Source organism: Priestia koreensis (genome assembly GCF_001274935.1).
GTDB lineage: Bacteria > Bacillota > Bacilli > Bacillales > Bacillaceae_H > Bacillus_AG > Bacillus_AG koreensis.
In genome coordinates this window covers 1-18,780 of sequence record NZ_LILC01000036.1, presented here as the reverse complement: position 1 = coordinate 18,780, position 18,780 = coordinate 1, and the positions used below count along the sequence as shown (strand labels likewise).

Sequence of the window (18,780 nt, the reverse complement as noted above, 5' to 3'; positions counted from 1 at the left end):
ATAAAACAATGAAAAAATTTGGTTTTTTACTACTAATAACCTTACTTGCAACCTCATTAGTAGCTTGTCAAAAAGGTAAGGATTACCCTGAAGGAAAAGATACAGTTGAGTCTTATCAGAATGGTAGATATCAAATATTAAAGGTTACTGACACGGTGACCCAAAGTCTAGGTTTGGTTGATCTAAAAACATCTGAAACAATTACTTTTCCTATTTCTTCATATTTAAAAGAAAAGTCAATTGTATTAGTGAAAGGTCCAAATGAATTTGTTATTATTGATATTAAAACCAACAAACTTAAAAAATATAGTACTCCGAATAAAATTCCTGAAAAATATCAAAGCATTTTCAAAAAAATGAAGTAGTTATTTTAAAAGCCTCCATTAGTGGAGGCTTTTTTATGTATTTATAATCTTAAAATTCATCCTGCTTCCATAATAAAGAAGCATTGTTCTTCTTCTTCAAGTACCGATCCACATAAATCTCCGTTGTTTTGGAAGATTCATGACCTAGCGTCTGCTGAACCCTAAATAAGTCGGCCCCTTTTTCTAGAGAATGAATAGCATAGAAGTGACGAAAAGTATGAGCGGTCACATTCGTATCATGATACTGTAAAAAAGATAGATTGGTCCGACGTACCAGCTTGGATACATAGTGAGAAAGATAGGTGTAATTATACGCCTTATTGGTGTAAGTCGTGACCAGGGGACTTTCATCTTGAGCGCTTAATGTCGTGGACAATCCTCTAATCTTTCGAAACGTGCAAAGCGCTTCAAAGACATACCCAAACAGGTAAATATCTCGCTCTTTTCGCCCTTTCCCAATGATGTGCAGCCAGTACTCCCCATTCTCGTATTTTAAATCCTTCCATTTAGCCGTGGCCAATTCTTGTACACGCATCCCAGTGGTTGCTAAGAGTAACAGCAACGTATAGTTAATGGGGTGTTCTTTATAATGATCAATAATTTGCTGAGTCTCATTGTACGAGAGATCACGGTTCGGAAGGTCATCTCTTCGGATCGATGCCGACAGCAGCGCATCTTGTAATCGGTGGGTACAGTACCCGCTTTTATGTAGAAACTGCAAAAACGATTTTAAGATAATCGTCTTCTTCGCAATCGTTGTAATCTTGTAAGGTTGTCCATTGCGGCCTAGTGGAGCGGTCGACAACCACTTTTGATATTCCTTCACATGTCGAGGACGAATGTTTTTCAGAATCGATCCTTCTTGATAATCGGGCACATCATTTTTAAGGGTTTCTTCGTACGTGTGTAATTGCTTATAGAAGCTCACTAACGTACTAGCGTACTCCTTCTTGGTCTTTTCTCGCCGATTTTTTTCCTCTTTTATATCCCTTTCTTGATGCAAAAAGTAGTAAATCATCTCCATATCAGTAAATTGAGCGAATGGTTCATCACAAAATTGTTCCGTTTCGTACTTTTTTAACTCCATATTTTCACGATATGAAGGGTCGATTAAGTGTGTAACGATCCCTTTTGGGGCTATTTTCTCCATGTCGTTCATTTTTATTTGAGGTAATCTATTTTCCATTTTTATGCACCTCCATTTTTAGTTTTAATTCACACTTTACCCATTTGTTAATAAGACATATATAATCCTTTCAGTCATTATCTATTACGTTCATTATATCATAAAATAACGGGCTATTATTTGAGTATATTGAACTATATATATATTATTTTGTTTTCAATATAATATATATTAACAACAAGCATATCATCTGGTTTTTTTTTCATATATAAATAACTAATAAGTCTAAATTTTACCAATGAAAGACGGTGATTTTTTCCTCTAGTATAGATTTTGTGGAATGTTTCTTACGTTGACCAATACCACTACATTTTTTCCTAGTACATTTGTATGAATTGCTGACTACCTCTTTAAGTACGACATAAGGTGAGCCGATAAAAATATACTTTGACTTCTAAATTATTAATGTAGGTGAGAGAGTTGAAAAAGAAAATATTACGTAACATTCCCGATTTAGCTACAGAACGTTATGAGGAGGGGGATTTCTTTCCACACACCAATAAGAGATGGCATGAATCAGACCTTGAATACATTGCGAAATTCTATGATTTTGATGGAATTGAGTCCGTATCCATGGCTCTAGGTAGAAGTGAAGAGTCCGTTAAATCACGCTTCTATCGATTACAACGGGCAGGAAAGATAGATTCCTATCGCAAATTTGGACGCTTTTGGATAAAATAAGAGTAAACACAGTAGCAAGGAGTTTTCATTATGGACCACAGTGGTCAAGATAAGGAATTGCTAGATACACAGGAAGCAGCCGATTTATTAGGGGTTGAAAGAGCCAGTATCTATCGATATGTAAGAGAAAAGAAACTCATACCTGTTCATCACTTTAAATCTAAAATTTATCATCGCAACCATTTTAGACGAGAAGACGTGCTCTCCTTACAGAAAGCTCAGGATAAGCCAGGACTAACAACCGGTGAAGTAAGTAAGCGACTAAGTATACATCCAACAACTGTTGCGAAGTACATACGCGAAGGAAAGCTACACGCAACAAAGCACTATTATAATGGAAGAAACCTGAACTTTATTTCAGAAGAAGAGCTCGAGCGCTTTTCAAACGAAGAAACCATTCATGTTAAACGGTTTATTACTAAAGATCGTTCCTACGCTCTTTATCAACCATTTATTCATCCTCAAACACGTGAATTTGGACGAATAGTTGCAATAGAAGACGAAGAGGTAGAACTTAAAACGAGTCATGACCGCGTCCTAACAAGAAATGAGCTAGAGAATGAACAATTTGAGCCTCTCTATACATTTTCAACGATCCCTTATATAGCGAGACGAGGTACGATTTCCTTTTCTTTCCCAAGACCACGTCATCTATCGGATATTGTCTGTCAGGTTTTAGATCGATTTTACAAAGAAATTGGCATTGCGAATATGATGTTGGTTGAAAAAGAGGAAGAGATCCTTTTGGATGTAAAACCGTGTTCATTGGCATTCTCAAAGCAAGACCAATCTGTGGATTTAATTCATGAAGAATTACTCTTATTGCAAGAGTGTGTAATTGAAGGCGAAGTAACCTTACAACATGAAGAAATTAGATTGGTCTCCGACATTACACCAGTCGCTCTTTATTTACCTTCCAAGTTGAAAGAAACATTACGAACAGTAGCAGCAAAGGATGAAAAAACCATGGAAGAGTGGATTTTGGAGAAAATTTATCCATATTTAGAAGAAAAATGATGAAATAGAAGTCAAAGTACCGTATACTAATAGAGTAACTATTTTTATCTTTTTTTTGCAACCATTTTTGGTTAGCGGTTTACCTAACAAACACAGCGATCTTTGGATCGAATTTTATTACACACTACCCGTGTGTCTAAAATTCCTCCAAAGATCGCTTTTTTTGTGTTTGCACAAATTTAGAGAAAGGGGGAAGGCGTATGCTACAAACAATCATTTATGCGGCTATTATTGGGGGAATAACAGGTTTTGTTTCGCATATCATGCGTAATAACAAGTCCATTATTTTTCCTAGAAGAAAGAAGAATCCAAAAAGTTTTTTCTTAGGGTTTTTAGCTGATATTTTGGCTGGATCAACAGCGGCTGTATTTGCTGTTACTTATTTAGTTCCTGAGACAACTAGTCTTCGAACATTAATGGGGATCTCAATCTTAGCTGGATTATCCGCTGAAACAGTGTTATTAAATCGCCAGTTATCGCTTGAGCAATTAAAAGCCGATAGCAAAGAGAAATTAGATGACCGAAATCAACAGATTCGTCGTCGATAATAACAAAAGAGAAGAGGATCTAATTCCTTCTCTCTTTTGCAAGTTTATCCTACATGCTATAATGGGAATAACAGGATGTATAGGAGGTATGAAAATGCCAATGAGTCCAGAGGATGAAAAGAAATACCTTGAGCTTCGTGATAACGTAAAATTCGCGGATACTGCTGAAGAAGTATTGTATCATAAGACCATTTTTAATGACTTTAAACAAGAGTTAAAAGAAAAAGGTCATCTTACACTTACTGATCTTTTCACTGATGAAGAGAAAAAACAGTACGACGAATTATACGAAGAACTAACCTATGCAACTTCCAGAGGAGAAGTTCTTTATTACACGAATGAAATTGAGAAATTATTTGATCAAGTGTCCGCTAGGGAAGAAGTTCGTCTCGCTAAAGATGAAAACTCTGCTACGGAAGAGATTCGTCTTACTAAGGATGAAAACTCTACTACGGAAACTTATGCATACTAGAATAACTACATATGTAGAGTGATTAGAGTCATTAACAAACCATTGTTAATGACTTTTTTTGTATTTAAGATTAAATAACAACCAAACCATTAGGAGGAATTATGATGTTGAATACAATCTTTTTTTCTGTGATCTTTTTTGTGCTAGGAATGCTTATTCGTCAACGTATATTAAAGGGCAAAATGAATGGTGACATTGAACGAGCGGTGCTCGATAGCCATTGTAAGCAAGAGTTACTGACTCTTTGGGAACGAAATTTACGTGTAAGCGGTGCTAATCAACAATTCTACAAAACATTCATTCAAAACGTTCGAAATACGGAATCATTGTATCTGACAATCAATGAGAACCAAGCGTTTCAAGTGGTTGCAAAGGAAATGGAATCTCACGGGGTTCTTTCTCTTAGCGCTCAGTTAAGTGATTATGAACGTGCGGAATATGAAAAAGTGGAGAAAAAAATTATTTGCGCTCAATCTGTGGGGGAAATGAAGTATTTTGTCTCTCAAGCCAACCAATTATTAGATGCAGCTGAGTCTAGACTCGAAGAGGATCATACCTCATCGCAACGCAATCAAAAGGTCATTGATTTCAAAAAAATCGATGCAGAAGTCAATGAATTAATGGGCTTTGATAAGCGCCTTGCGAAATAAGATCATCATGACCTAAATGAATCCTATTAACTAGGAAGTGGCTCAAGCCGATAATGAATGATTCATTATCGGCTTTTTTATGTAAAAAAACGAAGAGGAGAATCACATATGATCCAAACATATAAGGGGCGTACCATCGAAATTGGTGCTACAGTAGATGTATACAGAAATCTTAATCAAAACGGACTTTACTCCGTTCGAGATAGCAAGACAGGGTTAGTATGCTGTCATAGTAGTAGTGTACGTTTATCAAATGTCACATTCAAAGTATCCGAGAGTGGCCGTCAAAAAACCGTAAGCGAAAAACGGAAGCGCGTGCATGCCTTTGTACGTGGGACATTGGAAGAATTAGAAGGGAATTGTCCAAACGGCTTTGAGCCTGTTTACTACAATCCCTATGTCACGTCCTTATTCGTAAGAGAACAAAGTAACCTTCCGATCCATGCAGCCGAGAGCGCATTTTTTGAAGGAAAGTATGCGTATGCACCTTGTGAGAACGACGAATACGACCTATTTTCCTTTAGTGAAATGGAGGAAGTAAAATGATTAAACTAATGAATGAGTATCTATCAAACTGGTTTCAGACCTATTTCCGAGAAAAACAATTAGGGGAAGAAACGTGGACTTTTTACATTGATGGAGAGAGCCATAAGCTGTCCACTTCATCGATTCAAGCGTTCATCTGTAGCAATCTAGACGTTCGGTTGCAGATGGAGATCAAGAAACAACTGGTGTATTTAGACTACTATAACCAGGACATTCAAGACTATTTGCGCTATTTGGCCAAGAGTATTCTGGATATAAAGTTACATCATATAACGGAAGTAGGAAATAAACGATGAGTGGAAAAGTATCTATTTCAACGAGTGGTTTTGCGACGTCTTTCTCCTGTTGTGGCCGTTGGCAACAATGGGATATAGTCCAGTATCAGTGATGCTGTAACGAGGGGAAAATTAATAGTTAATGAAGGTAGAGCTCTGGAATCCAGAGCTTTTTTATATGCTAAGATTTTATAAAATTTTCTTAATAAGTATCATAAATTGAGAAATTGGATTTTTTTATTACTCAATAAATGCGGCCTTTAATGGAATAATTGAATGGATTCCATTAGCTAGTTTAGTTGAACAAGGATTATTAAATCTATTATAACTTCTGAACCCATATATTAATTATTTTTTAATTGATTAACATATGAGAAAACCATAGGTGAAGTTCTAGTATGCCAAAGTTCATTCTTACCGTTATCGCATCCTTATTTCAGAGCATCATAGTGCAAGCACATGCCTTGGGCCAGAGACACTGGAAGAAATTCCATGGCTAACACAAGGTCAGACCCTAATTAAGATTTTTTAAATCTGGCTCCCGTTACAACCGATACAATAATAATTTCTTTTTTATTTAACGTTATGTTGTCACAATAATAACTGGTTGAACTAACGTACATAGTTACTAATATTAACTCAAAATTAGAAATTTTATTACAGGCCTCTTACACATAATTGATGTTCTTCTAATTGTAGGAAACAATCCATTTTAACAAGAAGAAATACCTCGTCCATGTTGTAGTATTGGTTTACATTAAGCTTGTGAAAAAATCATATTCATGTATAATACAATTGATGTATGATACATTAGTTGTAGGAGGATGGCCTTTTTGAAAAGAGAAGATGCCTTAAAACTAAGAACAGATATTAAGAAAATGATTATAATAACTGGGGTTTTTGAATCTCAAAATTTGCCCAATGGACCATTTGAAAAACCTTTACCGACTTCTCAAATGATGGCGTTAGAGGAGCTAGAGGTAGAAAAATTAACTGTTTGGCAACTAGCCAATAAACTTAAATTAGAGACTTCAACTGTAAGTAGATTGGTAGATAAGTTAGTAAAGAAGGGACTTATTTATCGTGAAGTAAATGAAAAAAACAGAAGAGAACTTTTTTTGCACCTCACAGAAAAAGGTCACACAACTGTTAATTGCTTAAGAGAGCAATCTATTACTTTTTATCAGAGTATTCTCAAAAATTTATCAGAATCAGAACAAAAAATAGTTATGGATGGTTTTGAATTATTTAATGACTCTATTTCTAAGACTTTTGATTAGATTGAGGTAAATCATAACATTTGGAGGATAAAATGGGTTTGGATTTTGAATATCCTATTATTGAATTAAAAGAGAAAATTGATGAATTAAAGAAATTTATGAAAGAGAATAATGTTGAGTTATCATCAGAAATTCATGTATTAGAAAAACGTTTAAATAAAATGCAAGATAAAATTTATTCTAATATTACACCTTTTCAAAGAGTTCAAATTGCTAGGCTACGTAACCGGCCCACGACATTGGACTATATACCTTTGTTGTTTACAAATTTTCTAGAACTCCATGGTGATCGATTATATGGTGATGATAAAGCAATGATAGGTGGTATTGCAAAATTTAAAGGGATGCCCGTTACGGTTATTGGTCAACAAAGAGGTAGAAATACAAAGGAAAGTATAGAAAGAAATTTTGGAATGGCACATCCAGAAGGTTATAGAAAAGCGCTAAGACTTATGAAACAAGCTAATAAATTTAATCGTCCTATTATTACATTCATTGATACAATAGGCGCCTATCCAGGGAAAGGGTCTGAAGAACGTGGAATTTCCGAAGCGATAGCTCAAAACCTATTTGAAATGGCTACACTTAAAGTACCAATTGTTTGTATTGTAATTGGAGAGGCATCAAGTGGTGGAGCTCTTGGCATTAGTGTCGGTAACCATATCCATATGTTAGAGAATTCATGGTATTCAGTAATCTCACCTGAAGGAGCAGCATCTATCCTATGGAAAGACGCTAAGTATGCTCCAGAAGCTGCTGAACATATGAAAATTTCAGCCAAAGATTTAAAACAGTTAGGAATTATTGATGAAATCATTCCTGAAATTAAAGGGGGAGCACAAAATGATATAAAATTACAGGCAAAAATGATTGAATCTGTAATTGAATCATCTCTAAAAAAATTGATACTATTATCCCCCGAAGAGCTTACACAACAGAGATATGAAAAGTATAGACAAATAGGTGAACTTTAATATACATACTCAGGTTATGTAGAAAAACAGTTATTGGCTACTTCCCCCTGGTTACAGCAACGCTGCTGGTACTGAGCCATATGGGAAGACGAGATTGTGTTTACAGTGATCCAATTGTCTCTACCTATTTCCCGTGCCTATCAGCTTCATTATGGCAAAGAACCGCGAAAAATAACTGCTCTTGAACCAGAAAGAGAGATCCACATGACCGATTCATTAGAACAATTGAGTTTATTTTGAATTCTAGTAAATTTAGTCTTGCTGCCTTTTTAAGGTTCTATCATAGTAGAGGCAGGTAAATATTCGAAAAAGGAGAAACCCGTGAAACATAACCAACTGCAGTTAGCTATTGTTTCACGGGCTTTTTTCGTTTTCTTTCCACCTATTAATGAATTGAAAAGGAGAATAGGGAATGGAAAAACGATGATTTAAATTGTACTATTCCGTAGGATGTTACTATCTCTAATGGTTAAAAGCGGAAGAAACCTTTTCCAAATACAAATTTACTTTTTAGATGTTGTTAATATATTGGAAACAGGATATTGTTTAGTTTGCATAACAGAATAAACCGCTGAAAAAAGTGCTAAAGTAACCATGATACCTGCAACCCGTATATTTGTCGTAACAGGATAATGGTTGATTATTATGCCCCCAAATCCAGAACCTAAAGCCACTCCAAGATGTAAAAATGAAGTATTTAAACCGATCTGAATATCGGAAGATTCAGGTGCTTCTTTAGTGAGATAGTTCTGTACTGCTGGGCTAAGTGCCCAAACTAACGCTCCATATAATATAACTACAATTAGTAGACTAATTATTGATCCTGTGGCGTAGGGTAATACGAATAAAGAAACTACAAATAGTAAGAGAGATATTAAAATAGTTCTAGCTCCTCCAAATTTATCGGAAGACCAGCCACCAATCCATCCTCCTGCTATTCCAGCTACACCAAAAATTAATAAAACAACACTAATCATGTTTGTAGATAATCCCATCGTAGATTGAAGAAATGGTGTAAAGTAAGTATAAACAGTAAAATGTCCTGTTAATTCTAAAACTGATATAAGATGTATTGAAACAATTTTTTTACTTTTCAATGTAGCGATTTGTTTAAGTAAGGATACCGTAGGCTGTGGGGGAACCTTCGGTAGAAACTTAATAATTCCTAACATGGATATAATACTAAGTACTGCAACTAATAAAAATGTCATTCTCCAACCAAAATTTTCACCAATTATTGTGCCTAGTGGTACACCTAACACGAGTGAGGCACTTAATCCCATGAAAATAATTCCTATAGCACGGCCTCTTAATTCAGTAGAGACTGTATTAGCAGCCAATGTAACGGAGACAACAACTACGATAGAACAACTAGCTGCAAGAATAATTCTAGCGATTAATAAGGTGGTGAAATTCGAACTGAATATAGATAAGATATTTCCTCCTAAGAAAGTAAGCATAGCTATAAGCAACAATTTACGTCGCTCAATTCTAGAAGTTAAGGCAATAAGTATAGGTGCTCCAAATGCAAAAACAAAAGAAAAAATCGAAACCAACTGACCCACTGTTCCTACAGAAACATGTAAATCTTCAGCAATCATTCCTAATATACCTGCGATTACTAATTCCACTGTACCGGCAACAAATGTTGTAACGGCTAAAATAAAAATTCCTTTATTCATTGTAAGTCCTCCTGAAATATAAATGAATATGAATACAAATTAAAGAATACGCCTTATAGCGCCCTCTAAAGCAAGGTGTATTTTAGGAATTTCAGAATTTTTTTGTCGGATACGTACTTAAACATATAAGCAGAAAAATAATGGCATTTTAGAAAAAAATATTTAGCAACATTCATGCGTTTAAAACTAAGTTTATTTTAAAGTATAATTTTTTCTTGCTACATTTTCCTTTCTTCACTATAATAGAGACAGGTAAATATTAGAAAAGGGATAAGCCCATAAATCATAGCTAACTGCGGTTAGTTATGTTTTGTGGGCTTTTTTCATTTTCTTTCCACCTAAAAATGAATGAAAAAGGAGATTAGGGAATGGAAAAAACGATGAATTTAACAGGTGCTGTTACGTATCAAGCAAAGCGAGCGAAGGTAAAGGTGATGTCTTGGTTACTAAACACACGCTCAAATGAAACAAGTGATAAAGGGGCTTGGATCTTCTGGTCACTCGTTATCGGACTAGTCGTAGCGCTTATTTTTAAGACAGGGGCTATTACCGCTTTTGGAAATGTGGTATCACGATTTGTAGGAGCTACAACAGGAAGCACCGATGTACCGTCTGGCTGGGGGCAGTAAGCATCAATCCATTACACACGAGGGCTTTTCAAGCCCTCACCTATTTTTAGAAGGAGGGCTAAGCGCATGTTTTTACTGGGTATGTTGATTGCCATAGTTGGTTTCTCATCGAACTTTTTTGTGGTTGATGAACCCAACACTCAATCCACACGATTCAAAGCCCTCTCCTATCTAAATTATGTGCTCAATATACTCGCCGTTGTCGGCGTTATTCTATGTCTCAAAAGTTTGTGGTCATTTTAACGAAAAGGAGAGTGGTTCTATGCTCAATTTAGCGATTTTCGCACTTTTAGTTGGTTCCGCAGCCATGGTGTTGCACCGAATGGTCAATAAGAAGCCTAATCGAACACTGTATGTCTTGTTAGGTTGTATTGCCTTCGGAATCGGTTCATTTTTCTATTTCTATGAGAAAAATTCCTTCGAGCTTATTCTAGCTTCCATCTAATTTTTACTCGAATAGAAACACTAAGTATTTCGCGCTAAATAAATATTTAACGCAATTTATTGAATGAATAGACCACATGTTATAAACTGTATGTATTGGATATTATTGAAAAATACGATCGTACAGAGAAGGGACATGTGAATCAAATGGACCAACGTCAAAAACAAATACAAACCGACCTAAAAAATCTAATGCCTTATCCACTCGTCGTACCTATCGCCACTCCTTTTTTTGTCGGAGCTGTTTTAGGTATTTCTTTTTTATTCTCACTCTTTTTGTACCCACTACTAGGATCATTGATCCTATGCATCGGGGCAGCCTTTGCATTGGGATGGTTTAGTGACAAAGAGTTTCAAGGAGAACTGTACCTGACGATGTTATCGAAAGCTCAAGCAACCAAGAATATTTTCGCAATGGATGGGGAAATCGATCAAATTCGAAAAAAGTATACGATATCCCATATCATCCAAAGCTTAATTATCGTCATTGGGTTCAGTTACAGTTACTCTCTCACAAATGGATACGCGACGCTCTTTGTCTTAACGATTAGCTCGTTGCTACTGGGTATCCGTATCTACCATGGCTTAATGGGAGCTCATACCGCAAAGTTCTTGAAGGCAGCCTTGCATGAAATTGTCAGGGAACAAACTGAAAAAGGAATGTGATTGGACCATGGCCATTTGTAATTACAAGTACCAAGATAAAGTGAACTATGTATTAGCAATCCATACAACCCTTGTTTATACTGTAATCTTAGCTTTATTAATCTAGGGGAAAAAAGCATGTTTAATATCTTCACTTGCATGTTTAGTACAAGCAGGAATAATATAATAATTTCAAAAGGCCGCAAATAAAAAAACAGACATGCTGACTTAAGAACATGGCTGTTTTTTTATTTTGCAGATCTTTAACTTAAAAAGCACTTATTAAAAGGTTATTCTGAACCTCTTTTTTATCTATCACTGATCTTTGAAATTTATATGTCTTCCAAAGATCAGTTAATAGTTTAAGAGCATATCTCAAATCATAAATCATTTTGATTATGTATGTTCTTTATAAAGATTAACCTACTGAACCATCGGCATTACAATAGAACTCCAAGGAAAGTTGATGACTAGATGAAATGCCGTTTAACGTATATTTACCACCTATAGTAATAGCATATGTACGCCCGCTATCAACTAACTCTTTAGTAGTTCCAGATACTGACCAACTACCTGTTCCTTCTAATTTTGTAGTAATTGAATTACACGAAATAAAAAAGTTTCGGCGTCTATCTTGATCATATGAAGTATTAAAATTACCTGTCACATTAATAGATCTAGAAACACCGTGGGAGCTAATAGTTTTTGATTTAGTTTTTGTAACGGAAGACATAGAGTAAGTTTTATTACTTCCTTTTGATACAGAAAGTTTCATATTTACTCGCTCAGTGGCAATTTTTTTAAATTGTTCAGGTGTTACCCAATCTTCTTGTTTAAATTGCTTAAATGGAACAAGAGTTAATTCTTTTCCTGGATTTGCTGCATTTACTGCTTTAATTATTTCAGCATATTTCTTGTAGTAACCTTCTTTTTGCTTTTGAGTTAATTCATGCTTTTGAGTGACTGCTGTTTTTGGTGCTGTAGAAGCTGAAGCAGCTCCTGCTCCTAGTGCTCCAATTGTTATTGCTGTAGCAGATATTGCGAATAATCCTTTTTTTAATGCACCGATTTTTTTCATGTAAATTCCCCTAATTCTTAGTGCTTTACTTGCACATTTTTATGTTACTTCAATATAATAAACCCATTAAATGTAAAAGTGAACATTTTTTACACAAAATATTACTTTTTATTACTAAAATTATATTATTTTACATTTTTATTAAGATATGTTAATAGAGATTTGACTAGTAATGCAAAAAAAAGAGAATTATCTCTCTAAAATACTCTACTTTGTAGACAAACCAAACATGAAATATTCTTAGCATAAAATAGGAGAAGAACATTACAATACATAAAATTTAATCAAATACAATCTCATTTAAAATATCTTTAAACGATAACTGATGGGTGTATAAATGGCCTAAGAAAGGTATATATAGGAATTTTAAACGTATTGGTATTGCTGGCATCAAAAAGCTTTAAAGGCTTCATTAGCAGTTCCATGGTTGTGCATCAAGTACCAGGCTTACCAACAACTATTAAGATTTACCGCAAAAGCCTAAATGAAAGTAAAAAAACAAAAGAAGGGAAGGCAAGAAGAAAATTAAACAACTCGAAATTGCAAAAGGAGAGGTTATAGAAATAAGTAAATCATCAGAAGGTCAACAGTAGCAGAAGGCAGAAGAAATAAGAAGTGCTCAAGTGTCCGTTCCCATGGAGAATCCTGTCACGCATCCTGTTACTCAACCCGTTACTCCATCTATTCCAAAACCTAATCCGACACAGGTAACTTCACCAGCAGAGCAAATTCCCACCACACCAGTCACGAGTCATTCAAGCGTCCTAGAAGCGGGATCAACCCTCATCGGACGCACTGTGTACAAAATCGGTGGTGGACGCACAAAAACAGATATTAACAATGGCTTATTTGACTGTAGTAGCTTTGTTCATTGGGCCTATGCACAAATAGTAGTAGATTTAGGAAACCGTGGTTGGGTGAGTACGGAAACGCTCAAAAACAAAGGACGCGCTGTAGCTGTGAGTGATATGCAACCAGGGGACTTAGTATTCTTTGATACCTACACATGTGGGCATTTACGCAGGTAACGGGAAGTTTTTAGGGTGTCAAGGTAAGTCAGGGGTTGCTTACGCAGACATGACCAAAGGATACTTTAAGAAGAAGTTTAATGGGCGTGTACGTTGCATTTAGTGAAAAATAAAATTTTAACTATTTTAAGAGCTACAAAACTTAGTGTAGCTCTTAAAGACTATAAAATATTTATTTTCTTTAAAAAACTTACCCGAACAGTTCGTTTTTCTTAAATTTTCATTCAGAACTAACCTTGCGACTTCTTACTATTACTGAGAATCTACGTAATTCCCCCTTACTATATTGCTCTCTCAAAAAGCTATATTATCATATTTACTAAATTAAAGATCAAAATTTAAGTATAACATCCTTATAAAAATTGAAGGTTTTTCCATATAAATATCTAATTATTAACGTTACATATATAAATTAAAGGAGATACAAATATGAGAAAAGTAATTATAATATTCTTATTCATCGTTGCAAGCTTCTCAATTTCTTTTAAGACAGATATAACTGCTCTGGCTGCTGGGGAAGGTGCTTGTAAATCAGATAAGACTGGGTTTGCGGAATTTGATGGTTTATCTAATTTAGATCTAATGGCAAGATTAATATACTCAGAGGCTCAAGGAGAACCTATGGACGGTAAAAAAGCCATTGCGAAACTAGTTATAAACCGAGCTAATCAACACTCATCGGAGTTTGGAGGAGACACAGTAAGAGAAGTAATATTGAATCCAGTAGGCGGCTTTTTGGGCATGAAAACCTCTTATGCTAGATGTCCCGATACATCTAATGCCGCCTGGAAAAATAGCTTAAGTGCAGCTACTGACCCTACATCTGTTTATATTGGAACATGCTTATGGTTCAATACTAATGACGTATTCAAACAGCAACTAAGTTCGGATGGAACTAAATACAAATTTCCTGGAACTTCTACTTATAAAAAGGTTACGGAAAAATACGTGATAGGACAACATACATTTTTCAACGTAGCAAAATAATAAAAGAATTTAAGCATTGATAGCTTAAAAATACTAAAAATGGAAACATCAGAAGTGCCGATTAAACTGCATTTCTGATGTTTCATTTTTTAGATAACGTCAAAAAAATTAGTTTAGGCATCCATTTTCATTTTATTATTGTTGGTGTAAATTTAATTTTTCCTGCTTGATAAGTTCCTCTTTTGAGTTTGTATAAAATAGAAATATCTCCAATATAACCTCCGTCTGGTGCAACAGTAGCACTAACTTCAGCTACAAGTGAATGGTTCAAAACTTTATATTGGGTTATACTCCCAAAAGCTACATTTTCAAATTTGCGTTGAGGATCAAAAGGGAATTTACTAATATCTATGTTAATATCCTTATCACCTATTATTATAGATGCCGTTGAGTTTGTTAGATTTGTTTTTACATTATCTTTGACTATTTCTAAAGCGTCTTCTACTTTCACCTCATCAAATAAGCCTTCTTTATTCTCATTAAACACATGAACTTCTTGAAATAAAACACCACTTCCATAACCTGTTGTCAATATCACAATAACTTCTTTAAGCCCATCGTTATTTATATCTTCTGAAAGAAGCTGAGGAGAATATGTTGGATTGGATACATTTTTCCAGGTTGGGAAAGATAGTTTTTTATTTCCTTTTTTTAGAATAAAATCCATCAATCTACCGTTATTTTCATAAGCAGATAACTCAACATTATTTTTAGTAATAACAATGTTTTTAGACGTTTTTCCGAATGAGATTGTCTGCTGGCAAACCGTTGATATAATCAATATTAAGGTCACTAGCACTAATAATAATTTATGCTTTAATTTCCTGTTCATAATAATCTCCTTTTTAGGTTATTATGACTTGAAAATCCATAAATTATGCTTATGTCATAGCTCCAATAAATGAAGTTATGAAGTCAAATATTGATGAGCAATCAAAAAATAGCACATAATAAGGTGATGGTCATCAATGCCTGCAGTTTCTTCGCAAACGTCGCCTGCCTCACGCAGCTCGGTACGCCACATGATCCTCTTATAATAAAATTAGCGGTTGTTTCTGATTTATCGAGAGAGTAGTCGGTGGTGCTTGAGGAGTCCCTGGCGCTCAAGAAAGAGTTCCCACATATTGAGGCAGGATCAAGGTATGGAGAGATTCCAAAACGAAAGGATATTCACATCGTGGAAAGCGCCATGAGTACCTATATTAAGTACTCCAATATGGTGACAAACGTATTGTTAGACTACGTAGCACCGCAAGACTTATACGCCTATAGCGTCGATGAGAACTTCATCCAATTAAAAGCATACGCGAACTATTTTAAGATGGATCTCACGACGCTGGCGCAGCGCATTCAAGCGGATATACGCACACGAACGGGAATTCCTGTCACGATCGGCATTGGACCAAATCCACTAATCGCCAAGCTTTGTTTAGACTTAAAAGCCAAACATTCGCCAACAGGGATTGAGCAATGGCACTATGAAGACCTACCAACTAAACTATGGCCGTTGCGTACATTAAGCGATATGTGGGGGATTGCCAAGAAAACCGAAGCAAAACTGCATCAATTAGGAATTTACAGCGTGGGCGCATTAGCAAAATATCCGAAGAAGTACTTGATTCAGCATTTTGGGAAAGTCAAAGGGGAAGAATTGCACCTACACGCCTGGGGGATTGATTTCAGTCGCTTGGACGAACGGTATGTTCCGCACTCCACGTCGATCTCAGAAAGCCAAATCCTCATGCGTGACTATACGAAGATCGAGGAGATTCAAACCATTCTCTTGGAACAATGTGAGAACCTAGCGTTTCGCGCTTTGAGAACGAAAAAAGTCGCTCGCACCATCCATCTCACCATTCAGTACAGTCATTCAGGCTACGGAAATGGATTCTCACGACAGATGCAACTGGACACGGAAACAAACTTCACAAAAGAGATCTATGAGGCTTGTGTAGACCTATTTCATCGTTATTATACGGGTGAGCCTGTCCGGGTCATTGGCGTTTCGCTCAAGAATTTAGTTTCTGATGATGAACGACAGCTGGATCTATTTGAAGATGAGGCAGAACGGGAGAAGCGGTATCGATTAGCCACCGTCATTGATCAAATCCGTCAGAAGCATGGAAAGAATAGTTTGCTTCGAGGATCGAGTTATTTTCAACATGCGACGGCTAGAGAACGTAATGGAAAACTTGGCGGTCATAAAGCCTAAGCGTAATGAAAAAGGAGGAAAAGAGGATGAAAAAGCAAATGGGAAGAACGATGGTGAAGTGGCAGCCGTTCGCCTCTCTGCCTACTCAATATGAAGGAATCCGTGATTTGATCGAAGAAAAGAACAAGTTGCCGCGACCTATACTCTCTGATTATCAGAAAGAGGAGATTAGTCGTGTGCTTCAGGAAGCGCTTGAAACGCAAAAAACGGTTCATTTCACCTACTATAAGAATGGGATGGATCTCAATGAAATGGGCGAAATTTCTAAGATAGATTTACATACTAACACGATTGTATTCATTGATGTTTTTAGTTATCAAAACATACATAAGGTTGAAGACATAATTGATGTTCGCTTTGCTTAGATAACATACTATCTTTTTGAACTCCACTTTGGATACAGTTACTGTCTATATAATGAAAAGGGGAGTTCAAAAGATCTAAGCTAAAATAAATAAGAATCTTTTACAATAACAGGAGAAGTTTTATTTTTTTGTTGACCATTTAAATCTAATATGTGATTTATTGACTCTTTTTTTGTTTACTTACTCCTATTAAACTAACAATCATACCTATGAAACCAGCGGAAAAACCAATACGCAACACAAAAACAGCATATTCGGAAAAAGATTTATGATAGGTTGATGTTACTCCGTTTCCCTCATTGGTTACGACCGTCAAAGGTGTAAAAATAACCGCTAACCCTAGGCCTACAATAAATCCTAAAAAGAAGTATGAGAGCACTTTTTTTATGTTCATTTACAATCCCCTTTTTGAAAATATTATACCATAAAATGGAATTATCATTACTCATCTACTTAACAACTGTATCTAAATCAGTCAATTCAAAGTAGGTATCTTTATTTATTATCTGTCGTCTGTTAATAGTATCGTGCACACTAGAATACAATTTTTCTTATGGATATATTTGGTATAACAATCTATAGTGAGCATAATTATAGATTGTTATACCAATTGGATTATCGAATTTAACGAACTCCCGAAAGAAGTCGCCCTCTTCAAGCGTGTGAAGGTGCGACAGCACCAACGGTAAGGAGGAGATGAATTTCGGTTGGGCGACAGCCCAAAGGCTTTTGTTTTTGAATGCTATATGGTATCATCAGTCTTATATCGAATAAGGATTGATATATCAATGAAATTAGATAGTAATAACCATTCAGTGTTCTTAATGCATTATCATCTTGTTTTGGTCGTAAAATACAGAAGAAACGTAATCGACGACACGATTTCAGACTATGCGAAAGATAAATTTGTCTCATTGAGCAAAAACTATAATATTGAATTGGTAGAGTGGAACCACGACATCGACCACGTTCATATCCTCTTCAAAGCTCACCCAAATACAGAATTATCCAAGTTTATCAACGCTTACAAAAGTGCCAGTTCAAGGCTTATCAAAAAAGAATTTCCTCTTGTCCAAAAGAAATTATGGAAAGAGATGTTTTGGTCGAGAAGTTTTTGTTTGTTGACTACTGGTGGCTCACCTATTGAAGTCGTAAAAAAATATATTGAAAACCAAGGAATGAAGTGAAGTGAGGTGATTTGATCTGGCTAAACAAAACAAAGCGTATAAGTTCCGTTTGTACCCAACAGATGAACAAGCATTCATTATCCGAAAAACCTTCGGTTGCGTTCGTTTTGTCTACAACAAAATGCTAGCAGAACGAAAAGCGATGTATGAGTTGCTGAAAGAAAATAAAGAAGCATTGAAAAAAGTAAAACACCCGACTCCTGCTAAGTACAAGAGTGAGTTTGAGTGGTTGAAAGAAGTGGACTCATTATCGTTAGCAAACGCTCAACTAAACTTAGATAAAGCATATAAAGCCTTTTTCAAAGGCAATGCCAAATTTCCGAAGTTCAAAAGCAAACGACACAAACAAAGCTATACAACCAATGTCGTGAATGGAAACATTCAACTGTTGGACGGTCATATCAAATTACCAAAGCTCAAAATGGTGAAAATCAACCAACATCGAGCCATTTCTTCGGAATATACAATCAAGTCTTGCACACTATCAATGACTGCATCAGGAAAATACTACATTTCCATTCTGACAGAG

The 18,780-nt window shown here is 35.6% G+C and carries 23 protein-coding genes and 1 pseudogene; 19 read left to right on the top strand and 5 right to left on the bottom strand.

The genetic code is table 11. The features are described 5' to 3' along the window. Positions 1–8 precede the first annotated feature (8 nt). Positions 9–365, top strand: a complete 357-nt coding sequence (locus AMD01_RS21435; RefSeq protein ID WP_053403490.1) for a hypothetical protein — start codon at positions 9–11, stop codon at positions 363–365. A 49-nt stretch (positions 366–414) separates the two neighbouring features. Here the strand turns inward: AMD01_RS21435 and AMD01_RS21430 are convergent, their stop codons facing one another. Then, the gene (locus AMD01_RS21430; protein ID WP_053403489.1) at positions 415–1,551 is read right to left on the bottom strand and encodes a tyrosine-type recombinase/integrase; all 1,137 of its coding nucleotides are present in this window, start codon (positions 1,549–1,551) and stop codon (positions 415–417) included. Positions 1,552–1,971: 420 nt separating this feature from the next. On the opposite strand from AMD01_RS21430, the gene AMD01_RS21425 reads away from it, so the two are divergent. From AMD01_RS21425 to AMD01_RS21385, 9 genes are all read left to right on the top strand, one after another. After that, positions 1,972–2,232, top strand: a complete 261-nt coding sequence (locus AMD01_RS21425; protein WP_053403488.1) for a hypothetical protein — start codon at positions 1,972–1,974, stop codon at positions 2,230–2,232. Positions 2,233–2,262: 30 nt separating this feature from the next. Further along, complete coding sequence (locus AMD01_RS21420; protein ID WP_053403487.1) at positions 2,263–3,249, top strand: helix-turn-helix domain-containing protein; 987 nt, start codon at positions 2,263–2,265, stop codon at positions 3,247–3,249. A gap of 200 nt (positions 3,250–3,449) precedes the next feature. After that, complete coding sequence (locus tag AMD01_RS21415; RefSeq protein WP_053403486.1) at positions 3,450–3,797, top strand: DUF4257 domain-containing protein; 348 nt, start codon at positions 3,450–3,452, stop codon at positions 3,795–3,797. Between the two features lie 94 nt (positions 3,798–3,891). Further along, positions 3,892–4,269: a hypothetical protein gene (locus AMD01_RS21410; protein WP_053403485.1), complete on the top strand. Its 378-nt coding sequence runs from the start codon at positions 3,892–3,894 to the stop codon at positions 4,267–4,269. Positions 4,270–4,370: 101 nt separating this feature from the next. Beyond that, positions 4,371–4,919: a glycyl radical enzyme family protein gene (locus tag AMD01_RS21405; RefSeq protein WP_169776000.1), complete on the top strand. Its 549-nt coding sequence runs from the start codon at positions 4,371–4,373 to the stop codon at positions 4,917–4,919. 108 nt (positions 4,920–5,027) lie between these two features. Then, complete coding sequence (locus AMD01_RS21400; RefSeq protein ID WP_053403483.1) at positions 5,028–5,465, top strand: hypothetical protein; 438 nt, start codon at positions 5,028–5,030, stop codon at positions 5,463–5,465. After that, entirely contained in the window at positions 5,462–5,761 is a 300-nt protein-coding gene (locus AMD01_RS21395) for a hypothetical protein (RefSeq protein ID WP_053403482.1), read from the top strand. Before AMD01_RS21400 ends, AMD01_RS21395 begins: the two co-directional genes overlap by 4 nt. Before the next feature lie 812 nt (positions 5,762–6,573). Further along, positions 6,574–7,020 carry a MarR family winged helix-turn-helix transcriptional regulator gene (locus AMD01_RS21390; RefSeq protein ID WP_053403481.1) on the top strand — a complete coding sequence of 149 codons (447 nt, stop codon included), beginning with the start codon at positions 6,574–6,576 and terminating at the stop codon, positions 7,018–7,020. Between the two features lie 32 nt (positions 7,021–7,052). Continuing rightward, positions 7,053–7,994, top strand: a complete 942-nt coding sequence (locus AMD01_RS21385; protein ID WP_053403480.1) for an acetyl-CoA carboxylase carboxyltransferase subunit alpha — start codon at positions 7,053–7,055, stop codon at positions 7,992–7,994. Between the two features lie 503 nt (positions 7,995–8,497). Here AMD01_RS21385 and AMD01_RS21380 read toward each other — a convergent pair. Continuing rightward, positions 8,498–9,676: an MFS transporter gene (locus AMD01_RS21380; protein ID WP_053403479.1), complete on the bottom strand. Its 1,179-nt coding sequence runs from the start codon at positions 9,674–9,676 to the stop codon at positions 8,498–8,500. Positions 9,677–10,044: 368 nt separating this feature from the next. Between AMD01_RS21380 and AMD01_RS21375 the strand changes: the two genes are divergently transcribed. From AMD01_RS21375 to AMD01_RS21365, 3 genes are all read left to right on the top strand, one after another. Continuing rightward, complete coding sequence (locus AMD01_RS21375; RefSeq protein ID WP_053403478.1) at positions 10,045–10,305, top strand: hypothetical protein; 261 nt, start codon at positions 10,045–10,047, stop codon at positions 10,303–10,305. A 262-nt stretch (positions 10,306–10,567) separates the two neighbouring features. Next, on the top strand, positions 10,568–10,750 hold the full coding sequence (locus AMD01_RS21370; RefSeq protein WP_053403477.1) for a hypothetical protein: 183 nt from the start codon (positions 10,568–10,570) through the stop codon (positions 10,748–10,750). A 146-nt stretch (positions 10,751–10,896) separates the two neighbouring features. Next, positions 10,897–11,415 (top strand): hypothetical protein, encoded by a 519-nt coding sequence (locus AMD01_RS21365; protein ID WP_169775999.1) that lies wholly within the window; start codon positions 10,897–10,899, stop codon positions 11,413–11,415. Positions 11,416–11,812: 397 nt separating this feature from the next. Here AMD01_RS21365 and AMD01_RS21360 read toward each other — a convergent pair whose 3' ends face one another. Next, positions 11,813–12,472, bottom strand: a complete 660-nt coding sequence (locus tag AMD01_RS21360) for a hypothetical protein (RefSeq protein WP_053403475.1) — start codon at positions 12,470–12,472, stop codon at positions 11,813–11,815. 635 nt (positions 12,473–13,107) lie between these two features. On the opposite strand from AMD01_RS21360, the pseudogene AMD01_RS21350 reads away from it, so the two are divergent. Together AMD01_RS21350 and AMD01_RS21345 are read left to right on the top strand one after the other, a co-directional pair. Continuing rightward, positions 13,108–13,603: pseudogene (locus AMD01_RS21350) on the top strand (C40 family peptidase). A 326-nt stretch (positions 13,604–13,929) separates the two neighbouring features. Beyond that, positions 13,930–14,487, top strand: a complete 558-nt coding sequence (locus AMD01_RS21345) for a cell wall hydrolase (RefSeq protein WP_053403472.1) — start codon at positions 13,930–13,932, stop codon at positions 14,485–14,487. A 127-nt stretch (positions 14,488–14,614) separates the two neighbouring features. Here the strand turns inward: AMD01_RS21345 and AMD01_RS21340 are convergent, their stop codons facing one another. Further along, a complete protein-coding gene (locus AMD01_RS21340; RefSeq protein WP_053403471.1) occupies positions 14,615–15,319 on the bottom strand; it encodes a hypothetical protein in 705 nt (234 codons plus the stop codon). 246 nt (positions 15,320–15,565) lie between these two features. On the opposite strand from AMD01_RS21340, the gene AMD01_RS21335 reads away from it, so the two are divergent. After that, the gene (locus tag AMD01_RS21335) at positions 15,566–16,699 is read left to right on the top strand and encodes a DinB/UmuC family translesion DNA polymerase (RefSeq protein ID WP_053403470.1); all 1,134 of its coding nucleotides are present in this window, start codon (positions 15,566–15,568) and stop codon (positions 16,697–16,699) included. A 26-nt stretch (positions 16,700–16,725) separates the two neighbouring features. Further along, positions 16,726–17,064, top strand: a complete 339-nt coding sequence (locus tag AMD01_RS21330) for a YolD-like family protein (protein ID WP_053403469.1) — start codon at positions 16,726–16,728, stop codon at positions 17,062–17,064. Between the two features lie 157 nt (positions 17,065–17,221). Here the strand turns inward: AMD01_RS21330 and AMD01_RS21325 are convergent, their stop codons facing one another. Then, positions 17,222–17,458, bottom strand: a complete 237-nt coding sequence (locus AMD01_RS21325; protein ID WP_053403468.1) for a hypothetical protein — start codon at positions 17,456–17,458, stop codon at positions 17,222–17,224. 394 nt (positions 17,459–17,852) lie between these two features. Between AMD01_RS21325 and tnpA the strand changes: the two genes are divergently transcribed. Next, a complete protein-coding gene (gene tnpA / locus AMD01_RS21320) occupies positions 17,853–18,251 on the top strand; it encodes an IS200/IS605 family transposase (protein WP_053403510.1) in 399 nt (132 codons plus the stop codon). Between the two features lie 16 nt (positions 18,252–18,267). Then, the coding region (locus tag AMD01_RS21315) for an RNA-guided endonuclease TnpB family protein (protein ID WP_157052818.1) at positions 18,268–18,780 on the top strand (513 nt) is incomplete at its 3' end.